The sequence below is a fragment of the Klebsiella sp. KP20-425-1 genome, assembly GCF_025813515.1.
Classification (GTDB): Bacteria; Pseudomonadota; Gammaproteobacteria; order Enterobacterales; family Enterobacteriaceae; genus Klebsiella; species Klebsiella pneumoniae.
In genome coordinates, this window is record NZ_CP109614.1 from 4,357,899 (window position 1) to 4,377,488 (window position 19,590).

The 19,590-nt window shown below is 58.6% G+C and carries 16 protein-coding genes; 10 read left to right on the forward strand and 6 right to left on the reverse strand.

Annotated features, from left to right (window positions below):
- Positions 1-15: 15 nt before the first annotated feature.
- Together rapA and rluA are read left to right on the forward strand one after the other, a co-directional pair.
- A complete protein-coding gene (gene rapA, locus OHJ17_RS21335; RefSeq protein ID WP_032433835.1) occupies positions 16-2,922 on the forward strand; it encodes an RNA polymerase-associated protein RapA in 2,907 nt (968 codons plus the stop codon).
- Positions 2,923-2,934: 12 nt separating this feature from the next.
- Positions 2,935-3,594: a bifunctional tRNA pseudouridine(32) synthase/23S rRNA pseudouridine(746) synthase RluA gene (gene rluA, locus OHJ17_RS21340; protein ID WP_004145980.1), complete on the forward strand. Its 660-nt coding sequence runs from the start codon at positions 2,935-2,937 to the stop codon at positions 3,592-3,594.
- A 74-nt stretch (positions 3,595-3,668) separates the two neighbouring features.
- Here the strand turns inward: rluA and citX are convergent, their stop codons facing one another.
- Positions 3,669-4,208 (reverse strand): citrate lyase holo-[acyl-carrier protein] synthase, encoded by a 540-nt coding sequence (gene citX / locus OHJ17_RS21345; RefSeq protein WP_002888347.1) that lies wholly within the window; start codon positions 4,206-4,208, stop codon positions 3,669-3,671.
- A gap of 179 nt (positions 4,209-4,387) precedes the next feature.
- Complete coding sequence (locus OHJ17_RS21350) at positions 4,388-5,752, reverse strand: 2-hydroxycarboxylate transporter family protein (protein WP_002888345.1); 1,365 nt, start codon at positions 5,750-5,752, stop codon at positions 4,388-4,390.
- A 262-nt stretch (positions 5,753-6,014) separates the two neighbouring features.
- Between OHJ17_RS21350 and OHJ17_RS21355 the strand changes: the two genes are divergently transcribed.
- Positions 6,015-7,640: an ATP-binding protein gene (locus tag OHJ17_RS21355; protein WP_002888340.1), complete on the forward strand. Its 1,626-nt coding sequence runs from the start codon at positions 6,015-6,017 to the stop codon at positions 7,638-7,640.
- Entirely contained in the window at positions 7,630-8,328 is a 699-nt protein-coding gene (locus OHJ17_RS21360) for a response regulator (RefSeq protein ID WP_002888337.1), read from the forward strand. Before OHJ17_RS21355 ends, OHJ17_RS21360 begins: the two co-directional genes overlap by 11 nt.
- 32 nt (positions 8,329-8,360) lie before the next feature.
- Here the strand turns inward: OHJ17_RS21360 and djlA are convergent, their stop codons facing one another.
- On the reverse strand, positions 8,361-9,188 hold the full coding sequence (gene djlA, locus OHJ17_RS21365) for a co-chaperone DjlA (protein WP_012737388.1): 828 nt from the start codon (positions 9,186-9,188) through the stop codon (positions 8,361-8,363).
- Between the two features lie 243 nt (positions 9,189-9,431).
- On the opposite strand from djlA, the gene lptD reads away from it, so the two are divergent.
- From lptD to apaH, 6 genes are read left to right on the forward strand one after another with little or no spacing between them, the layout of a single operon-like run.
- Entirely contained in the window at positions 9,432-11,780 is a 2,349-nt protein-coding gene (lptD, locus tag OHJ17_RS21370; RefSeq protein WP_032433833.1) for an LPS assembly protein LptD, read from the forward strand.
- Positions 11,781-11,834: 54 nt separating this feature from the next.
- Entirely contained in the window at positions 11,835-13,121 is a 1,287-nt protein-coding gene (gene surA, locus OHJ17_RS21375) for a peptidylprolyl isomerase SurA (protein WP_002888329.1), read from the forward strand.
- Between the two features lie 5 nt (positions 13,122-13,126).
- Entirely contained in the window at positions 13,127-14,116 is a 990-nt protein-coding gene (gene pdxA / locus OHJ17_RS21380) for a 4-hydroxythreonine-4-phosphate dehydrogenase PdxA (RefSeq protein WP_002888327.1), read from the forward strand.
- Positions 14,113-14,934 carry a 16S rRNA (adenine(1518)-N(6)/adenine(1519)-N(6))-dimethyltransferase RsmA gene (rsmA, locus tag OHJ17_RS21385; RefSeq protein ID WP_002888324.1) on the forward strand — a complete coding sequence of 274 codons (822 nt, stop codon included), beginning with the start codon at positions 14,113-14,115 and terminating at the stop codon, positions 14,932-14,934. Before pdxA ends, rsmA begins: the two co-directional genes overlap by 4 nt.
- A 2-nt stretch (positions 14,935-14,936) precedes the next feature.
- Complete coding sequence (gene apaG / locus OHJ17_RS21390) at positions 14,937-15,314, forward strand: Co2+/Mg2+ efflux protein ApaG (protein ID WP_002888323.1); 378 nt, start codon at positions 14,937-14,939, stop codon at positions 15,312-15,314.
- A 4-nt stretch (positions 15,315-15,318) separates the two neighbouring features.
- Positions 15,319-16,167, forward strand: a complete 849-nt coding sequence (gene apaH, locus OHJ17_RS21395; protein WP_004177431.1) for a bis(5'-nucleosyl)-tetraphosphatase (symmetrical) ApaH — start codon at positions 15,319-15,321, stop codon at positions 16,165-16,167.
- Between the two features lie 252 nt (positions 16,168-16,419).
- Here apaH and folA read toward each other — a convergent pair whose 3' ends face one another.
- The 3 genes from folA to kefF all read right to left on the reverse strand — a co-directional run bounded on the left by folA (position 16,420) and on the right by kefF (position 19,464).
- Complete coding sequence (folA, locus tag OHJ17_RS21400) at positions 16,420-16,899, reverse strand: type 3 dihydrofolate reductase (RefSeq protein ID WP_004177432.1); 480 nt, start codon at positions 16,897-16,899, stop codon at positions 16,420-16,422.
- 173 nt (positions 16,900-17,072) lie between these two features.
- Positions 17,073-18,938 (reverse strand): glutathione-regulated potassium-efflux system protein KefC, encoded by a 1,866-nt coding sequence (gene kefC / locus OHJ17_RS21405; RefSeq protein ID WP_004145992.1) that lies wholly within the window; start codon positions 18,936-18,938, stop codon positions 17,073-17,075.
- The gene (gene kefF, locus OHJ17_RS21410; RefSeq protein WP_002888068.1) at positions 18,931-19,464 is read right to left on the reverse strand and encodes a glutathione-regulated potassium-efflux system oxidoreductase KefF; all 534 of its coding nucleotides are present in this window, start codon (positions 19,462-19,464) and stop codon (positions 18,931-18,933) included. Before kefF ends, kefC begins: the two co-directional genes overlap by 8 nt.
- Between the last annotated feature and the right edge of the window lie 126 nt (positions 19,465-19,590).

A 19,590-nucleotide genomic window follows, 5' to 3' on the forward strand; every position in this document is an offset into this window, starting at 1 on the left:
AAGAGCCGAACATATATGCCTTTTACACTTGGTCAACGCTGGATTAGCGACACAGAGAGCGAACTAGGATTAGGGACGGTGGTAGCGCTGGATGCGCGCATGGTCACTCTCCTTTTCCCCGTCATCGGCGAAAACCGTCTGTACTCTCGCAACGATTCCCCGATCACCCGCGTAATGTTTAACCCGGGCGACACCATCACCAGCCATGAAGGCTGGCAGCTCCACGTTGACAAAGTGAATGAAGAGAACGGGCTGCTGTCCTACACTGGCACCCGCCTGGACACCCAGGAAGCGAACGTCACCCTGCGTGAAGTGCTGCTCGACAGCAAACTGGTATTCAGCAAACCGCAGGACCGCCTGTTCGCCGGCCAAATCGACCGCATGGATCGCTTTGCCCTACGCTACCGCGCGCGCAAGTTCCAGAGCGAACAGTACCGCATGCCGTGGAGCGGCCTGCGCGGCCAGCGCACCAGCCTGATCCCGCACCAGCTGCATATTGCCCACGATGTGGGCCGTCGTCACGCGCCGCGCGTCCTGCTGGCCGATGAAGTGGGCTTAGGTAAAACCATTGAAGCCGGGATGATCCTGCACCAGCAGCTGCTCTCCGGCGCCGCCGAGCGCGTGCTGATCGTGGTCCCGGAAACCCTCCAGCACCAGTGGCTGGTGGAGATGCTGCGCCGTTTCAACCTGCGTTTCTCGCTGTTCGATGACGAGCGCTACGCCGAAGCGCAGCACGATGCCTACAATCCGTTCGAAACCGAACAGCTGGTGATCTGCTCTTTAGACTTCGTGCGTCGCAGCAAGCAGCGCCTGGAGCACCTGTGCGACGCCGAGTGGGACCTGATGGTGGTCGACGAAGCGCACCACCTGGTGTGGAGCGAAGAGGCGCCGAGCCGTGAATATCAGGCTATTGAACAGCTGGCTGAGCGCGTGCCGGGTATCCTGCTGCTGACCGCGACGCCGGAACAGCTGGGAATGGAGAGCCATTTTGCGCGCCTGCGTCTGTTGGATCCGAACCGCTTCCACGATTTTGAACAGTTTGTCGAAGAACAGCAGAACTACCGTCCGGTGGCCGACGCCGTCGCGCTGCTGCTGGCGGGCAACAAGCTGAGCGATAGCGAACTCAATACCCTGGGCGATCTGATCGGCGAGCAGGATATCGAGCCGCTGCTGCATGCCGCCAACAGCGATCGCGAAGATGCCCAGGCCGCGCGCCAGGAGCTGATCTCGATGCTGATGGACCGCCACGGCACCAGCCGCGTGCTGTTCCGTAATACCCGTAACGGCGTCAAAGGTTTCCCGAAACGCGAGCTGCACACCATTCGTCTGCCGCTGCCGACCCAGTACCAGACGGCCATCAAAGTGTCCGGCATTATGGGCGCGCGCAAAACCGCGGAAGAGCGCGCGCGCGACATGCTCTATCCGGAGCAGATCTATCAGGAATTTGAAGGTGATACCGGTACCTGGTGGAACTTCGACCCGCGCGTCGAGTGGCTGATGGGTTACCTGACCAGCCATCGCTCGCAGAAGGTGCTGGTAATCTGCGCTAAGGCCGCCACCGCCCTGCAGCTGGAACAGGTACTGCGCGAGCGCGAAGGCATCCGCGCCGCGGTGTTCCATGAAGGGATGTCGATTATCGAACGCGACCGCGCCGCGGCGTGGTTTGCTGAAGAAGACACCGGCGCCCAGGTGCTGCTGTGCTCCGAGATCGGCTCCGAAGGACGCAACTTCCAGTTCGCCAGCAACCTGGTGATGTTCGACCTGCCGTTTAACCCGGATCTGCTGGAGCAGCGTATCGGTCGTCTCGACCGTATCGGCCAGGCGCACGATATCCAGATCCACGTTCCGTACCTGGAAAAAACCGCGCAGTCGGTGCTGGTGCGCTGGTATCACGAAGGGCTCGACGCCTTCGAACATACCTGCCCGACCGGTCGCACCGTCTACGACAGCGTGCACGATGAACTGATCAACTATCTTGCGGCGCCGGAATCCACCGACGGCTTTGACGATCTGATCAAATCCTGCCGCCAACAGCATGATGCCCTGAAGGCGCAGCTGGAGCAGGGCCGCGACCGTCTGCTGGAGATCCACTCCAACGGCGGCGAGAAAGCCCAGGCCCTGGCGGAGAGCATCGAAGAGCAGGATGACGACACCAGCCTGATCGCTTTCTCGATGAACCTGTTCGATATCGTCGGCATCAACCAGGACGACCGCGGTGAAAACCTGATCGTCCTCACCCCTTCCGACCATATGCTGGTGCCGGATTTCCCGGGCCTGCCGGAAGACGGTTGCACCATCACCTTCGAACGTGACGTGGCGCTGTCGCGTGAAGATGCGCAATTTATTACCTGGGAACACCCGCTGATACGCAACGGTCTGGACCTGATCCTTTCCGGCGATACCGGCAGCAGCACCATTTCGCTGCTGAAGAACAAGGCGCTGCCGGTCGGCACCCTGCTGCTGGAGCTGATCTATGTCGTCGAAGCGCAGGCGCCGAAGCAGCTGCAGCTCAACCGCTTCCTGCCGGCGACCCCGGTTCGCATGCTGCTGGATAAAAACGGCAACAACCTCGCCGCGCAGGTGGAGTTCGAAAGCTTCAACCGCCAGCTGAGCGCGGTCAACCGCCATACCGGTAGCAAGCTGGTCAATGCGGTGCAGCAGGACGTTCACGCGATTCTGCAGCAGGGTGAAGCGCAGATCGCCAAAGCGGCGCAGGGGCTGATCGACGCGGCGCGTAACGAAGCCGATGAAAAGCTGACGGCGGAGCTGTCGCGTCTGGAAGCGCTGAAGGCGGTGAACCCGAACATCCGTGACGACGAACTGGCGGCGATCGAAAGCAACCGTCAGCAGGTGATGGATGCGCTGGCGCAGGCCGGATGGCGTCTGGACGCGCTGCGTCTGATCGTCGTCACTCACCAGTAACGGAACGCGAACATGGCGATGGAAAACTACAATCCGCCGCAGGATCCCTGGCTGGTGATCCTGTATCAGGATGAGCACATCATGGTGGTCAACAAGCCGAGCGGCTTGTTGTCCGTCCCCGGTCGTCTTGAGGAGCATAAAGACAGCGTGATGACGCGCATTCAGCGCGACTTCCCGCAGGCCGAATCGGTGCATCGCCTGGATATGGCCACCAGCGGCGTGATTGTGGTGGCGCTGAATAAAGCCGCCGAGCGTGAACTGAAGCGTCAGTTCCGCGAGCGCGAGCCGAAGAAGCAGTACGTCGCCCGCGTCTGGGGCCATCCGCAGCCGGCGGAAGGCCTCGTGGATTTACCGCTGATTTGCGACTGGCCGAACCGGCCAATGCAGAAGGTGTGCTATGAAACCGGCAAAGCGGCGCAAACCGAATATGAGGTGCTGGAGTACGCAGAGGATAACACCGCCCGCGTGCGCCTGAAGCCGATTACCGGACGGTCGCACCAGCTGCGCGTGCATATGCTGGCGCTGGGGCATCCGATCCTTGGCGACCGCTTCTATGCCACGCCGGAGGCGCTGGCGATGGCCCCGCGCCTGCTGCTGCACGCCGAGACGCTCACCATCACCCATCCTGCCTACGGCAACGCGATGACCTTTCGCGCGCCGATCGACTTTTAACGCTCATACTTCGAGTTGCATGCGGGTTGGCTGCGTGCAACTCGGATTAGTGAGGATACAGAAAACAATCCCGATTAATCGCGGGCGAACCACGCGTCAATCATCTGCTCAACGCGGGCGACGACGAGATCGGTGTCGTGACGACGGCTGCGCGCACAGGCGTGCGCCGGCTCATCGCACAGCAGGCAGCGGCGCTGCGATTCGCCCAGCGACTGGCGTCCCACCAGCCCGTTCTGCGGACAGATTACATCGATATCCCACAGGCGTCCCAGCGGATGGCTCTGCTCCAGCGTACTGCACATCGCTTTGATTTCGCTGGCCGGATGCGCTACGCACCACAGCGCTTCTGGCCCGGTCGGCAGCCATAGCACCTGACGATCCAGCGTTTGCCAGCGGTGCTTCCACAGCAGCTGATCGCAGGCCTGGAGGGCAACGCCCATCATATTGCGATAGCGAATGCTGTCCTTCACCGCCCCCGGGGTCACCAGGGTCAGGGAAATAACAGGCTGCTGATAATGGGCCAACCAGTCGGCCTGGCGGGCTGCACGCTGCTCTTTCGCCGCCAGCAATGCGTCGATGCTGACGCCCGCCTGGGCGGGAGTATCCACTGACATTAATTCCTCTCCTACATATGATAAATACGACAGCGCCTGGACTGTCATGATGATGGTTGCGATAGCCGATCGCGCGCTGATTGTAACGCTAAATGCGGAGCATTTAGGATACAGAACGCAGATATTTTCGGCGTTCTGTAGCGGAAAATAGCAGATTTATCGCTGAGCGTAGCGTTATATCACGCCAGATAGTGGCTGAGGAACAGCAACCCCAGCGAGACATTTATCGCCCCGCCGATGCGGGTAGCGATCTGCGCGAACGGCATCAGGCTCATGCGGTTGCCGGCGGTCAGGATCGCCACATCGCCGGTGCCGCCCTGCCCGCTCTGGCAACAGGAAACAATCGCCACATCGATCGGGTGCATCCCTATCTTTTTACCAACCAGGAAACCGGTCGCCACCAGCGCGGAGACGGTACTGACGATCACCAGCAGGTTGGTTAAAGTGAAGGCGTTTACCAGTTCCTGCCACGGGGTGATCGCCACGCCGACGGCAAAGAGGATCGGGTAGGTGACCGCGGTGCGGAAGAATTTATACACCATCTGCGACCCCTCCTGCAGACGCGGAGACACCACGTTAGCCAGCTTTAACAGCACCGCGAGGAACAGCATGCCTACCGGCGCCGGCAGACCAATCAGTTTGTGGCCGAGCATCCCCATCATATACAGCAGTACCGCCAGCAGCGCGCCGGAGGCGAGGGTCCCAACGTCGGTCTTACCGCTCACGCCTTCGCTCTCGCTGAGGCTGCGGGTTTCATGGCTGCGGTTCGGCATCAGTTGCCCTTCGCCGGTCAGATGCGGGAAGCGCTTGCCGAGCTGGTTGAGGCAGCCGGAGATGACGATCGCCGTCAGGCTGCCAAGCATCACCATCGGCAATACCCGGCCCAGGGCCACGCCCTGCTCCATATGCATCAGCGCGGCATAACCCATTGACAGCGGGATCGCCCCCTCTCCCACGCCGCCGGCCATAATCGGCAGCACGATAAAGAAGAACACCTGGAACGGCTCCATGCCCAGCAGCGTGCCGACGCCGATGCCCACCAGCATGCCGACCACTTCGCCGCACAGCATCGGGAAGAAGATCTTCAGAAAGCCCTGAATCAGCGTGGTGCGGTTCATACTCATGATGCTGCCGACAATGATGCAGCAGATATAGAGATAGAGGATGTTAGTGGATTTATAGAATTTGGTCGTGGATTCAATAACCACGTCAGGCAGCAGACCATAGTGGACCAGCGCGGAAGGAATAAAGGTGGCGCAGATCGCCGCCGCACCGAGTTTCCCCAGCACCGGGAGGCGTTTACCAAACTCGCCGCAGGCGAAGCCAAAGAAAGCCAGGGTGGCCACCATCACCACGATATCGCTCGGCAGTTTGCCGCCAAGGCAGTCGAGGGCAATCAGTCCTCCGGCCAGCAGAAACAGCGGCAGCGGGACGATCCCCACCTTCCAGTTATCCATAATATGCCACCAGCGCTGCTTGAGCGTGGTTTTCGGCGTATCGATCGGTTCAAGGGTTGCAGAGAATGCATTGTCTGTGGTGCTCATAAATTCAGCCCTGTCGTTATTATTCATTTTCAGCGTAAAGGGACAGCGGCGTCGTTAATGTGAAGCTTCCCAGATTAAAAAAGAAGTTTTAATGGTCACTATGGTTTTTATGGTTTTTATTTCCCGCCGGCCGCCTATTTCCGCCGCGACCGCTGGCGGCAGCCCGCGCCTGCGCCGCTGATCACAACTTTCCCTTAACATTTACGTCACGTGACAGAAAAATGATAGAGTGCCGGTATGGTTAATACGTCGTCCGGGGCCTATGAAATTATCTTTTCAATATAAGCTGTTTATTTCTCTGGTCGCTTTTTTCTCGGTCCTTTTTATCGCACTGGGCATTTATTATTATTTTGACGCCAGCCGCCAGCTTTATCAGGAGATGAGCGCCCGGGCCAAAATACAGGCCGAAGAGATAGCCCTGATGCCGAATTTACGTCAACAGGTCAGCCGGCACGACCCACAGGCGATTCAGGCGTTTATGCAGCAAATCGCCGCCCATAGCGACGCCAGCTTTATCGTCATCGGCGACCGTCAGGGAGTTCATCTGTTTCATTCCGTCCATCCGGAGTGGGTCGGCACCCGACTGGTCGGCGGCGACAACCAGGCGGTACTGGAAGGAAAATCCATCACCACCATTCGCAAAGGCGGCCTCGGGGTCTCGCTGCGCAGCAAAACGCCCATCGTTGATGACGCAGGGCGAGTGATCGGTATTGTCTCCGTCGGCTACCTCACCAGCTATCTCGACAGCATTACTCTGACTAAAGTGATCAATATTTTTATCGCCGCCGTCCTGCTGCTCATCGCCCTGTTTATCTTCTCCTGGTACTTTACCCGCAGTATCAAGAAGCAGATTTTTTCGCTCGAGCCGCGGGAAATTGGCCTGCTGGTTCGCCAGCAAAAGGCGATGATGGAGTCGATCTTTGAGGGGGTGATCGTCATCGATCGCCAGCGGCGTATTGAGGTGATAAACCATGCCGCCCGCAGCCTGCTGGGGCTCAGCCAGCCCGCCCGCCAGCTGCGCGGTCAGTCGATCGACAGCGTCATTTCGCCGCAGCCCTTTTTCGCCAGCGGCGACATGCTCGAACGCGATACCCACGATGAGCTGTGCCGCTTCAACCAGTTGACCGTGCTCGCCAGTCGGGTGCGCATTATGCTGGAGAATACCCTGCAGGGCTGGGTGATCACATTCCGTGACCGCAATGAAATCAATGCCCTCACCGCCCAGCTGAGCCAGGTGAAGCGCTATGTCGACAATCTGCGCATCATGCGCCACGAGCAGCTCAACCGGATGACTACCCTCTCCGGCCTGCTGCATATGGGCCATTATGACGAAGCGATCCGCTATATTCAGGCCCAGTCGGAACATGCTCAGGAGCTACTGGATTTTATCTCCTCGCACTTCCACTCGCCGACGCTATGCGGTCTGCTGCTCGGCAAAGCCACCCGCGCCCGCGAAAAAGGCGTGGCGCTGAGCTTCGACCCGGCCTGCCGCATCGACCGCCCCCTGCCGTCGCTGATGGAATCCGAGCTGATCTCCATCATCGGCAACCTGCTGGATAACGCCATCGAAGCCACGCAGCGTGCCGAGCTGCCGCATGAGCCGGTGGAAGTCCTGATCCAGCTCAACGCCCGGGAGTTGATTATCGAAGTGGCCGACCGCGGCGTCGGCATCCGCCCCGATATCCGCGAGCGCATTTTTGAACGCGGCGTCACCACCAAAACCCGTGGCGATCACGGCATTGGTCTGTATCTTATTGAACATTATGTCACTCAGGCGGGCGGCACCATCGAAGTCGCCGATAACGCGCCGCGGGGAACGATCTTCACCCTATTTATCCCGGCCGACGCGCACGCCTGTCCGCAACCGGAGGCCCACGATGCATCATGACCTGGTCGATGTGCTAATCATTGAAGATGAGAGCGAACTGGCGCGCCTGCACGCCGAGCTTGTGCAAAAACACCCGCGACTGCGGCTGGCAGGCATGGCGGCCTCCCTCGCCCAGGCGCGGCAGCTGCTTCACGCCACGCCGCCGCAGCTGGTGCTGCTGGATAACTATTTACCGGACGGCAAAGGCGTCACGCTGATGACCGACCCGGCGCTGGCGACCAGCCAATGCTCGGTGATCTTTATCACCGCCGCCAGCGATATGGAAACCTGCAGCCAGGCCATCCGCAACGGCGCCTTCGACTATATCCTTAAGCCGGTATCATGGAAGCGGCTGAGCCAGTCGCTGGAGCGCTTTATCCAGTTCTACGATCAGCAACGGGAGTGGAAAATCGTCGATCAGCAAAACGTCGATTCCCTCTATCAACTGCAGGCGAAGAACTATCGCGTGGATAGCGGCAGCAAGGGGATTGAAGAGAAAACGCTGGCGCTGGTGCAGGGACTGTTTAGCGACCGGGAAGCGCACTGTTTTTCCGTTGATGAAGTGGTCAGCGCCGCCGGGCTTAGCAAAACCACCGCCCGTCGCTATCTGGAGCACGGCGTTGAGACCGGTTTTCTGGAAGTGGAGATGCTGTACGGAAAAATTGGCCATCCGCGGCGGCTGTATCGCCGCGCTAAGGTCAAAAGTTAAAACCCCTCGCCGGACGGGAGGGGCTGAAAACGTCAGAAGCCGCGCTGCTCTTTGATCAGCTCCCAGGCCTTCTGGATCTCCTGGGCCTTCTGTTTGGCCATCTCCATCATCTCCGGCGGCAGACCTTTCGCTACCAGCTTGTCCGGATGATGTTCGTTCATCAGCTTGCGATAGGCGCGCTTCACCGTCGCCGCGTCGTCGGTCGGTTTTACTCCCAGCACATTGCAGGCATCTTCGAGGGTCGGCCCACGCTGCGCCTGCTGCCAGCCGGCGTTACCGCCATGCTGGCCATAAGAGCGCTGCTGCGAACCGCCGCCAAACTGGGCGCCGCCCTGCATCATCCGCAGGAATTGATCGAACTGGGCGCGGGAGATGCCGAGCTCGTCGGCAATGATGAACAGCACTTCCCGTTCGTTAGGATGCAGTTCGCCATCAGCGAACGCCGCCTGCAGCTGAATTTCCAGAAACATCCGAATCAGATCGAAACGGCCAAAGCAGACGCTACGCAGCTGACGCATTTTCTCGCGCAGGGGATAGTTGTCGGCCTTACCGTCGCGAAACGCCTGCTGCGCCGCGGTGCGCGAGGCGCCATGCAGGTTCATGCGATCCATTAGCACATTGGCGACATGAATATCCGCTTCGGTAACGCGGCCCTTGGATTTGGTCAGGTGCCCCATCACTTCGAAGGTGGTGGAAAAGAAGAGCGACTGACGCTCCTGCTGATTGGCGAAGAGATTTAACCGGCGGCTGCGCGCCCGGTCAAACATATGGCCGACCAGAAAGCCAAGCACCACGCCCCAGAACCCACCACCCATCAGCAAAGCCACTGCCACGCCAATCACTTTACCCAAATACTGCATAGACTCCCCAACTGTTTATCGCCGTTAAGCTCGAATATGACCGCACGTTACCCGGCACTCGCGCCTCGGTCAATTGTGGGACATAGCCTATAATTTGCTTTATCATACTCGTCATTCAACAGGGTGCCTAACGCTCGGGCTCGAAACGGGCAGGATTAACACTAGCGTGATAATGTTGAGTAAGTTAGGCTCTGACCGTTTGCAAGCCGCTGTCACAAGATGATGGAACAATAAATACAACGTATGAAAAAACGTATTCCCAGCCTCCTGGCTACGATGATTGCCAGCGCCTTGTATAGCCAACAAGGCCTCGCTGCCGATCTCGCAACGCAATGTATGCTTGGCGTGCCAAGCTATGATCGTCCGCTCGTGGAAGGTCGTCCTGGCGATCTGCCGGTGACGATTAACGCCGATCATGCGAAGGGCAACTACCCGGACAACGCCGTCTTTACCGGCAACGTCGATATTAACCAGGGGAATAGTCGCCTCCGCGCCGACGAAGTTCAGCTGCACCAGCAGCAGGCCGCGGGCCAGGCGCAGCCGGTGCGCACGGTGGACGCGCTGGGCAACGTGCATTACGACGATAACCAGGTGATCCTCAAAGGGCCAAAAGCCTGGTCGAATCTGAATACCAAAGATACCAACGTCTGGCAGGGCGATTATCAAATGGTCGGACGCCAGGGACGCGGCACCGCCGACCTGATGAAACAGCGCGGTGAAAACCGCTATACCATTCTCGAAAACGGCAGCTTTACCTCCTGTCTGCCGGGCTCCGACACCTGGAGCGTCGTCGGCAGCGAAGTTATCCACGATCGCGAAGAGCAGGTTGCCGAGATCTGGAACGCCCGCTTCAAGCTTGGCTCTGTGCCGATTTTCTATAGCCCCTACCTGCAGCTGCCGGTGGGCGATAAGCGTCGTTCAGGCTTCCTGATCCCGAACGCGAAATACAGCACCAAAAACGGCGTGGAATTCTCCCTGCCGTACTACTGGAACATCGCGCCAAACTTCGATGCCACCATTACTCCGCACTATATGAACAAACGCGGCGGCGTGATGTGGGAAAACGAGTTCCGCTATCTGACCCAGCTCGGCAGCGGCTTAACTGAATTCGACTACCTGCCGTCGGATAAAGTCTACGAAGACGACCACTCGAGCGACAGCAACAGCCGCCGCTGGCTGTTCTACTGGAACCACTCGGGGGTTATCGATCAGGTATGGCGTCTGAACGCTGACTACACCAAGGTCAGCGATCCTGACTACTTCAACGACTTCAGCTCGAAATATGGTTCCAGTACCGACGGCTATGCGACGCAGAAATTCAGCGCCGGTTACGTCAACCAGAACTTTGACGCCACGGTATCGACCAAACAGTTCCAGGTCTTTGACCGCGAATCGAGCAACTCCTATTCGGCTGAGCCGCAGCTCGACGTCAACTACTACCAGAATGATGTCGGTCCGTTCGATACCCATCTCTATGGACAGGTTGCCCATTTTGTTAACTCGAATAACAACATGCCGGAAGCGACCCGCGTTCACTTCGAACCGACGATCAACCTGCCGCTGTCCAACGGTTGGGGCAGTCTGAATACCGAAGCCAAGCTGCTGGCGACTCACTACCAGCAGAGCAACCTCGATAAGTACAATGCCGCCAACGGCACTGACTATAAAGAGTCCGTCAGCCGCGTAATGCCGCAGTTTAAAGTCGACGGCAAAATGGTCTTTGAACGCGACCTGCAGGAGGGATTCACCCAAACGCTGGAACCGCGCGTGCAGTATCTGTACGTGCCGTACCGCGATCAGAGTGAAATCGGCAACTACGACTCCACGCTGTTGCAGTCGGATTACACCGGTCTGTTCCGCGACCGTACCTATAGCGGTCTGGACCGCATCGCGTCGGCTAATCAGGTCACCACCGGCCTCACCTCGCGCGTGTATGATGCCGCCGCGGTGGAACGTTTTAATATTTCCGTTGGTCAAATCTACTATTTCACCGAGTCACACACCGGTGATGACAACATCAACTGGGAGAACAACGATACCACGGGTTCACTGGTCTGGGCCGGCGATACCTACTGGCGCATTGCCGATGAATGGGGTCTGCGCGGGGGGATCCAGTACGATACGCGTCTGGATAACGTTGCCACTGGTAACGGCACCATTGAATACCGTCGCGATGAGAACCGCTTAGTCCAGCTTAACTATCGTTACGCCAGCCCGGAATATATTCAGGCCACGCTGCCGTCATATTCCACCGCGGCACAATATAAACAGGGTATTTCGCAGGTGGGGATGACCGCCAGTTGGCCGATTGTCGATCGCTGGTCCGTGGTCGGGGCCTACTACTACGATACTAATACCCGGAAAGCAGCAAACCAGATGTTGGGTGTGCAGTATAACTCCTGCTGCTACGCCATCCGTCTTGGCTACGAACGTAAAGTCAACGGCTGGAACAGCAACGACAACGGCGGCGAGAGCAAATACGATAACACCTTCGGAATCAATATCGAATTGCGCGGTCTGAGCTCTAACTACGGCCTCGGCACCCAGCAGATGCTGCGCTCGAACATTTTACCGTACCAGAGCTCCCTGTGATGCGGCTGGTTTACAACATCATCCGCATTTGCGGTTAATCGAAATGGAAAAAGTATGAAGAACTGGAAAACGCTGCTTCTCGGTATCGCCATGATCGCGAATACCAGTTTCGCTGCCCCCCAGGTGGTCGATAAAGTAGCGGCCGTCGTCAATAATGGCGTCGTGCTGGAAAGCGACGTCGATGGTTTGATGCAATCGGTTAAGCTCAATGCTGGTCAGGCTGGCCAACAGCTGCCGGATGACGCCACCCTGCGCCATCAAATCCTCGAAAGACTGATCATGGACCAGATCGTGTTACAGATGGGGCAGAAGATGGGCGTGAAGATCTCTGACGACCAGCTCGATCAGGCTATCGCCAACATCGCCAAACAAAATAATATGACCTTGGATCAGATGCGCAGCCGTCTGGCCTATGAAGGCATCAACTACAACACCTACCGTAACCAGATCCGTAAAGAGATGCTGATTTCGGAAGTGCGTAACAATGAAGTGCGTCGTCGCATCACCGTGCTGCCGCAGGAAGTGGAAGCGCTGGCGAAACAGATCGGCGACCAGAACGACGCCAGCACCGAGCTCAACCTGAGCCACATCCTGATCCCGCTGCCGGAGAACCCGACCTCTGATGAAGTCGCCGCGGCCCAGGAGCAAGCAAACTCCATCGTTGAGCAGGCGCGCAACGGCGCCAACTTCGGCAAACTGGCGATCACCTACTCCGCTGACCAACAGGCGCTGAAGGGTGGCCAGATGGGCTGGGGCCGTATCCAGGAGCTCCCGGGCATTTTCGCTCAGGCGTTAAGCACCGCGAAGAAAGGGGATATCGTCGGTCCGATTCGTTCCGGCGTTGGTTTCCACATTCTGAAAGTCAACGACCTGCGCGGTGGTACCCAGAATATCTCCGTTACCGAGGTTCACGCCCGTCATATTCTGCTGAAACCGTCGCCGATCATGAACGACGCCCAGGCTCAGGCTAAGCTGGAACAGATCGCAGCCGAGATTAAGAGCGGGAAAATCACGTTTGCTCAAGCGGCGAAAACCTATTCGGAAGATCCGGGCTCGGCAAACCAGGGCGGTGATTTAGGCTGGGCCACGCCGGACATCTTTGACCCGGCGTTCCGCGATGCGCTGATGCGTCTGAACAAAGGGCAGACCAGCGGACCGGTGCACTCTTCCTTTGGCTGGCACCTGATCGAACTGCTGGATAGCCGTCAGGTCGACAGAACCGACGCCGCGCAGAAAGATCGTGCTTACCGCATGCTGATGAACCGCAAATTCTCTGAAGAAGCGGCAACCTGGATGCAGGAACAGCGCGCCAGTGCGTATGTTAAAATTCTGAGCAACTAATATCGATGCCTGAAACCCGTAAAGTTGTTATCACTCCCGGCGAACCCGCCGGGATTGGCCCTGACCTGGTCGTGCAGCTTGCCCAGCGCGACTGGCCAGTTGAGCTGGTGATTTGCGCCGATGGCGCCCTGTTAACTGACCGAGCCAAGCGGCTCGGTCTTCCTTTATCTCTCCTCCCTTACGATCCCGCGCAACCTCCTGTTCCTCAGCGCGCCGGTACCCTGACGCTGCTGAACGTGCCGCTAAACGTCCCGGCGGAGCCCGGCGTGCTGAATGTGCAAAACGGCGCCTACGTAGTGGAGACGCTGGCGCGCGCCTGCGACGGCTGCCTTAGCGGCGAGTTTGCGGCGTTAGTGACCGGCCCGGTGCATAAAGGCAACATCAACGACGCCGGTATCGCCTTTACCGGTCATACCGAGTTCTTTGAAGAGCGCGCGAAGGCCAGCAAAGTGGTGATGATGTTGGCGACCGAGGAGCTGCGGGTGGCGCTGGTCACCACCCATCTGCCGTTGAAAGCCATCAGCGAAGCGATTACCCCCGAGCTACTGCGCGAGATCATCACCATTCTCGATCACGACCTGCGCACGAAATTTGGCATTGCCCAGCCGCATGTGCTGGTTTGCGGGCTTAACCCGCACGCTGGCGAAGGCGGCCATATGGGAACAGAAGAGATAGACACCATCATTCCGGTGCTGGAAGAGATGCGCGCAAAGGGGATGAACCTCAGCGGTCCGCTGCCGGCAGACACCCTCTTTCAGCCGAAATATCTTGATCATGCCGATGCGGTACTCGCGATGTACCACGATCAGGGCCTGCCCGTGCTAAAATACCAGGGCTTTGGCCGCGGCGTGAACATTACGCTCGGTTTACCTTTTATTCGTACCTCCGTCGACCACGGCACCGCACTGGAATTAGCGGGCCAGGGAAAAGCGGACGTCGGCAGTTTTATCACGGCGCTTAATCTCGCCATCAAAATGATTGTTAATACCCAATGAATAATCGAGTCCATCAGGGCCATTTAGCCCGTAAACGCTTCGGGCAGAACTTCCTCAACGATCAGTTTGTGATCGACAGCATCGTCTCGGCGATTAACCCGCAGAAAGGCCAGGCGATGGTTGAAATCGGCCCCGGCCTGGCGGCCCTGACCGAGCCGGTCGGCGAACGCCTTGACCAGCTGACCGTCATCGAACTGGACCGCGATCTGGCGGCTCGCCTGCAGACGCATCCGTTCCTCGGTCCAAAGCTGACCATCTATCAGCAGGATGCGATGACCATGAACTTTGGCGAACTGGCGGAGAAAATGGGCCAGCCGCTGCGCGTCTTCGGCAACCTGCCGTACAATATCTCGACCCCGCTGATGTTCCATCTGTTCAGCTATACTGATGCCATTGCCGATATGCACTTTATGCTGCAGAAGGAAGTAGTGAATCGTCTGGTTGCCGGACCGAACAGTAAGGCGTATGGTCGGTTAAGCGTGATGGCGCAATATTATTGCCAGGTGATCCCGGTACTCGAAGTGCCGCCGAGCGCGTTTACCCCGCCGCCTAAGGTCGACTCCGCGGTGGTACGCCTGGTGCCGCACAGCACCATGCCGTATCCGGTCAAAGAGATCCGGGTGCTGAGCCGCATCACCACCGAAGCGTTCAACCAGCGCCGCAAGACTATCCGCAACAGTCTCGGCAATCTGTTCAGCGTGGAAGTGCTGACCGAGCTGGGCATCGACCCGGCCATGCGCGCCGAAAATATTTCCGTGGCGCAGTACTGCCTGATGGCCAACTGGCTGTCTGACAATCTGCCAACGAAGGAGAGCTAACCATGATTCATTCGCCCCGGGTGTGTGTCCAGGTACAGAGCGTCTATATCGAATCGCAGTCTTCCCCGGAAGAAGAGCGCTACGTCTTCGCTTACACCGTCACCATTCGCAACCTGGGGCGGAGTCAGGTTCAACTGCTTGGCCGCTACTGGCTCATCACTAACGGCCACGGTCGTGAGACTGAAGTTCAGGGTGAAGGGGTGGTCGGCGAGCAACCGCATATTCCCGCCGGCGGTGAATATCAATATACCAGCGGCGCAGTGATTGAAACGCCGCTGGGAACCATGCAGGGTCATTATGAGATGATCGATATCGACGGCGCGCCGTTCCGTATTGAGATCCCTGTTTTCCGTCTCGCAGTTCCAACGCTCATTCATTAAAACAATGTCAACATACCTTATTGGCGACGTTCACGGTTGCTACGATGAACTGATCGCATTATTAGCGCAGGTTGAATTCGATCCGCGGAGAGATACGCTGTGGCTGACCGGCGATCTGGTGGCCCGAGGCCCGGGATCGCTGGAGGTCCTGCGCTATGTCAAATCTCTGGGCGACAGCGTACGACTGGTGCTGGGCAACCATGACTTACACCTGCTGGCGGTCTTTGCCGGTATCAGCCGCAACAAGCCGAAGGATCGTCTGAAATCACTGCTGGAAGCGCCGGATGCCGATGAGCTGCTCAACTGGCTGCGTCGCCAGCCGCTGCTGCAGGTGGATGAAGAGAAAAAGCTGGTGATGGCCCATGCCGGCATTACGCCGCAGTGGGATCTGGAGACCGCCCAGCAGTGCGCGCGCGATGTTGAAGCAGTGCTCTCCAGCGACTCCTATCCTTTCTTCCTCGATGCCATGTACGGCGACATGCCGAACCACTGGAGCAACGAGCTGAGCGGCCTGGCGCGCCTGCGCTTTATCTCTAACGCCTTTACCCGCATGCGCTACTGTTTCCCGAACGGCCAGCTGGATATGTATTCGAAGGAAGCGCCCGAGGACGCCCCGGCGCCGCTGAAGCCGTGGTTTGCCATTCCCGGCCCGGTCAGCAATGCCTACAGCATTGCCTTTGGCCACTGGGCTTCGCTGGAGGGACGCGGCACGCCGGAGGGGATTTACGCCCTGGATACCGGCTGCTGCTGGGGCGGGGAACTCACCTGCCTGCGCTGGGAAGATAAGCAGTACTTCACCCAGCCGTCAAACCGGCAGAAAAGCCTCGACGAAGGCGAAGCCGTCGCGTCCTGACTCTTCCCGGATAGCGGCGCGTTGCGCCTTATCCGGGCTACCTGCGGCGTCGTTTTGTCGGGTGGCGGCTAACGCCTTACCCGACCTACATTTCCTTGCCATTTGTAGCCTTGGGCAGCGCTCCAGGAAGACGAAGCCCGCGACGGGAAACATGACGAGATACTGAGTGCGCCATCGTCGCGCAATTCATGCAAAAGAAAACCCCGGTCACGCCAGACGCGACCGGGGTTTTTTTATCGCTATCCTGCCCGCTTAACGGCGTTCGAGGATCTCAAAGCAGTAGCTATTGGAGTTCTGCGCGTCGGCGTCATGAAACTCGCTGAACACCGACTCCCATTCGTCCGGATCGTAATCCGGGAAATGGGTATCGCCTTCCACTTCCGCATCAATATGGGTCAAGTAGAGCTTCTGCGCTTTCGGCAGGAACTGCTCATACACCCGGCCGCCGCCGATCACCATAATCTCTTCCACATCGCCGCAGGCGGCAATTGCTTCTTCTACGGAGGAGACCCACTGCACGCGATCGTCGCTGCCGGGTTTGCTGCTGATCACGATATTTTTACGCCCCGGCAATGGGCGCCCAATGGATTCCCAGGTCAGACGCCCCATCACCACCGGCTTATTTAACGTGTTGCGTTTGAACCAGGCGAGATCGGCAGGCAGGTTCCATGGCATGGCGTTTTCCATACCAATGACGCGATCTACCGCTAACGCCGCAATCAGACTGATCATTCATTCATTCCCGAGTGCAAAAAATTGTCGCCACTATACGGAAAGCGTACAACTTCGTCGACTGGCCGGAGGGTAAAGAATAAGAAAATTTTCTGATTTGCTGGCAAGCCCACGTTCACACCGTGGGCCGCCAGAAGAGGATCCAAACGAAAACAAAATGTTACTGGTCAGCCTCAGGCTGAGGGCTTATTTTCCGGCTCATCGGCGATATCCCCGGTGTGCCTGCCCTCTTCCGTACCCTGCCAGCCATGACGCTGCACCAGCGACAGATGATGACGATCTTCGTTGATGATGCCGGTCAGCATATCGCTGGTCCGCTTGAAGACCGCCACCCGCGACGCGGCATCGTTTTCCGCCATCGCCACCATCTCTTCGACCATTTGCAGGTTGAATCGACGAAACAGATCGGCCCGCTCGCGCGCTTCATAGGCGCCGAGCCCCAGCGCCTCCAGCGTCATTCGGCCGGACTTCAGCGCCGCCTCGAAGGTTTCACGCTCCGGGGCCTCGACGCCAGCCTGGCGCAGCTGAATGTAATGATCGACATCGCGGGCGCGGGAGATGATCTGCAGATGCGGAAAATGCTCTTTTACCCTCGCCACCAGCTCCAGGCTGACGTGCGGATCGTCAATGGCATTGATCAGCACTTCCGCCTTTTCGGCCCCGGCCGACTCCAGCAGATCGACCCGGGTGGCATCGCCGTAGAAAACCTTCATATCAAATTTGCGCAGGGTATCGACATGGTCCGGGTCATGATCGAGGATCACCATCTTCACCCCGCTCGAGAGCAGCAATCGCCCGGCAATCTGCCCGAAGCGGCCAAAGCCGGCGACAATCACCCGCGGCTGCTCTTCATCAATCTCGTCAGCATCACGCGCCTGGCCGCTGGACGATTTCTCCAGACGGGTCAGCAGCACCAGCAGAATGGGGGTTGCCGCCATCGACAGGGCCACCGCCAGGGTCAACGCTTTTGCCCATTCGCCGTCCAGTACATCCGCCATCCGCGCGGCGCCAAACACCACAAACGCGAACTCACTCCCCTGCCCCAGCAGCACCGCAAACCAGCGGCGCTGGGCGCGCGGTACGCCAAGCGGCCTGGCGATAAGCCACAGCATCAGCATTTTTATCGCCAGGAAACCGACCAGCAAAATCACAATACGCAGCGGATGGGTGACCAGGGTGCCGAAATCAATCGACATGCCGACGCCGATAAAGAACAGCCCCAGCAGCAGCCCTTTGAACGGCTCAATATCACTCTCCAGCGCATGACGATATTCGGAGCTGGCCAGCAGCACCCCGGCGAGAAACGCCCCCATCGCCATCGACAGCCCCACCTCTTCCAGCAATAAGCCAAAGCCGAAGACCAGGAACAGGGCCACGGCGCTGAACACTTCGCGCAGGCCGGAACGGGCGACAAAGCGCAGCAGCGGGCGGGTCAGATAGCGCCCAAGGACCACCACCAGCGCCAGCGCTGCGGCCACTTTCAGCGCGGAGAGGGCAAAAGCCATCAGCGAAGTGGCGCCGCCGCTGGCCGCCAGCAGCGGGATCATCGCCACCAGCGGGATCGCGGCGATATCCTGGAACAGCAGCACCGCAAAGGCGCTGCGCCCCATCTGCGACACCGTCAGATTGCGCTCATTCATCGCCTGCATAGCGATCGCGGTTGAGGAAAGCGCCAGAGTCATACCAATCAGCTCGGCCACCTGCCAGCGCAGGCCCAGCAGCATGCAGAACAGACCGATCAACACCCCGCAGGCCACCATCTGCAGTGCGCCGCCGCCAAACACCGAGGCGCGCAGCTTCCATAAGCGCTGCGGATCGAGCTCCAGACCAATGACGAACAACATCAGCACCACGCCAATCTCGGCAAAGTGCAGAATCGCCTCGGCATCGGTCACCAGCCGCAGCGCCCACGGGCCGATAATACAGCCGGCGATGAGATAGCCCAGCACTGACCCCAGCCCCAGACGGACGGCGATGGGCACAATCAGCGCCGCGGCGCCGAGGTAAATCAACGCCTGTATCAGCGTATGGCTATCCATTCTGGTGTGCCTCCTGCCAGTCGATTAAGCGTTGACGATAGCGGCGGGCCTGCGCCTGCAGCGTTTCATCATCGCAGATAAAGGTGCAGTGCATAGCGAACGGCGGCAGCCATTTCATTCCGCAGTAAAGCGCGGTTGCCTGCAACGGCTGCGCCAGCACCGGAAAACCGGGGAATGAGCCGATGTCGAAGTGGCTTTCACCGCCGCCGGTGGTCACCGCCCACATCAGCGATTTACCGCGCAGGGCAATACCGTTGTGACCATAGGCCCAGCCGTGCGACAGCACCTTGTCCATCCACAGCTTGAGCAGCGGCGGTACGCTATACCACTGCATAGGATGCTGCCAGATAACCAGATCGGCACGGGCCAGCGCCGCCTGCTCGGCGGCGACATCGATATTAAAGTCGGGATAGAGTTGATAGAGGGAGCGTATCTCTACGCCTTCAAGCGTCCCTGCCTGTTCAAGCATTCGCTTATTCGCATGAGAATGCTGCGGATAAGGATGCGCATAAATTATCAGAATCATTGATTGGCCTGCGTTTGCTCTTGTCGTAATCAGCAAGAGTGTAGACAGTTAAGCGAACCGCTTACAATGATAACTGTGATTTATGTCGCGAGGGCTTACGCAACGCGCGCCCTGAGGGTTAACGTC

Coding starts and splice junctions, on each gene's coding strand:
- rapA (WP_032433835.1), top strand. CDS start 16: ATGCCTTTTACACTTGGTCAACGCTGGATTAGCGACACAGAGAGCGAA.
- rluA (WP_004145980.1), top strand. CDS start 2,935: ATGGCGATGGAAAACTACAATCCGCCGCAGGATCCCTGGCTGGTGATC.
- citX (WP_002888347.1), bottom strand. CDS start 4,208: ATGTCAGTGGATACTCCCGCCCAGGCGGGCGTCAGCATCGACGCATTG.
- OHJ17_RS21350 (WP_002888345.1), bottom strand. CDS start 5,752: ATGAGCACCACAGACAATGCATTCTCTGCAACCCTTGAACCGATCGAT.
- OHJ17_RS21355 (WP_002888340.1), top strand. CDS start 6,015: ATGAAATTATCTTTTCAATATAAGCTGTTTATTTCTCTGGTCGCTTTT.
- OHJ17_RS21360 (WP_002888337.1), top strand. CDS start 7,630: ATGCATCATGACCTGGTCGATGTGCTAATCATTGAAGATGAGAGCGAA.
- djlA (WP_012737388.1), bottom strand. CDS start 9,188: ATGCAGTATTTGGGTAAAGTGATTGGCGTGGCAGTGGCTTTGCTGATG.
- lptD (WP_032433833.1), top strand. CDS start 9,432: ATGAAAAAACGTATTCCCAGCCTCCTGGCTACGATGATTGCCAGCGCC.
- surA (WP_002888329.1), top strand. CDS start 11,835: ATGAAGAACTGGAAAACGCTGCTTCTCGGTATCGCCATGATCGCGAAT.
- pdxA (WP_002888327.1), top strand. CDS start 13,127: ATGCCTGAAACCCGTAAAGTTGTTATCACTCCCGGCGAACCCGCCGGG.
- rsmA (WP_002888324.1), top strand. CDS start 14,113: ATGAATAATCGAGTCCATCAGGGCCATTTAGCCCGTAAACGCTTCGGG.
- apaG (WP_002888323.1), top strand. CDS start 14,937: ATGATTCATTCGCCCCGGGTGTGTGTCCAGGTACAGAGCGTCTATATC.
- apaH (WP_004177431.1), top strand. CDS start 15,319: ATGTCAACATACCTTATTGGCGACGTTCACGGTTGCTACGATGAACTG.
- folA (WP_004177432.1), bottom strand. CDS start 16,899: ATGATCAGTCTGATTGCGGCGTTAGCGGTAGATCGCGTCATTGGTATG.
- kefC (WP_004145992.1), bottom strand. CDS start 18,938: ATGGATAGCCATACGCTGATACAGGCGTTGATTTACCTCGGCGCCGCG.
- kefF (WP_002888068.1), bottom strand. CDS start 19,464: ATGATTCTGATAATTTATGCGCATCCTTATCCGCAGCATTCTCATGCG.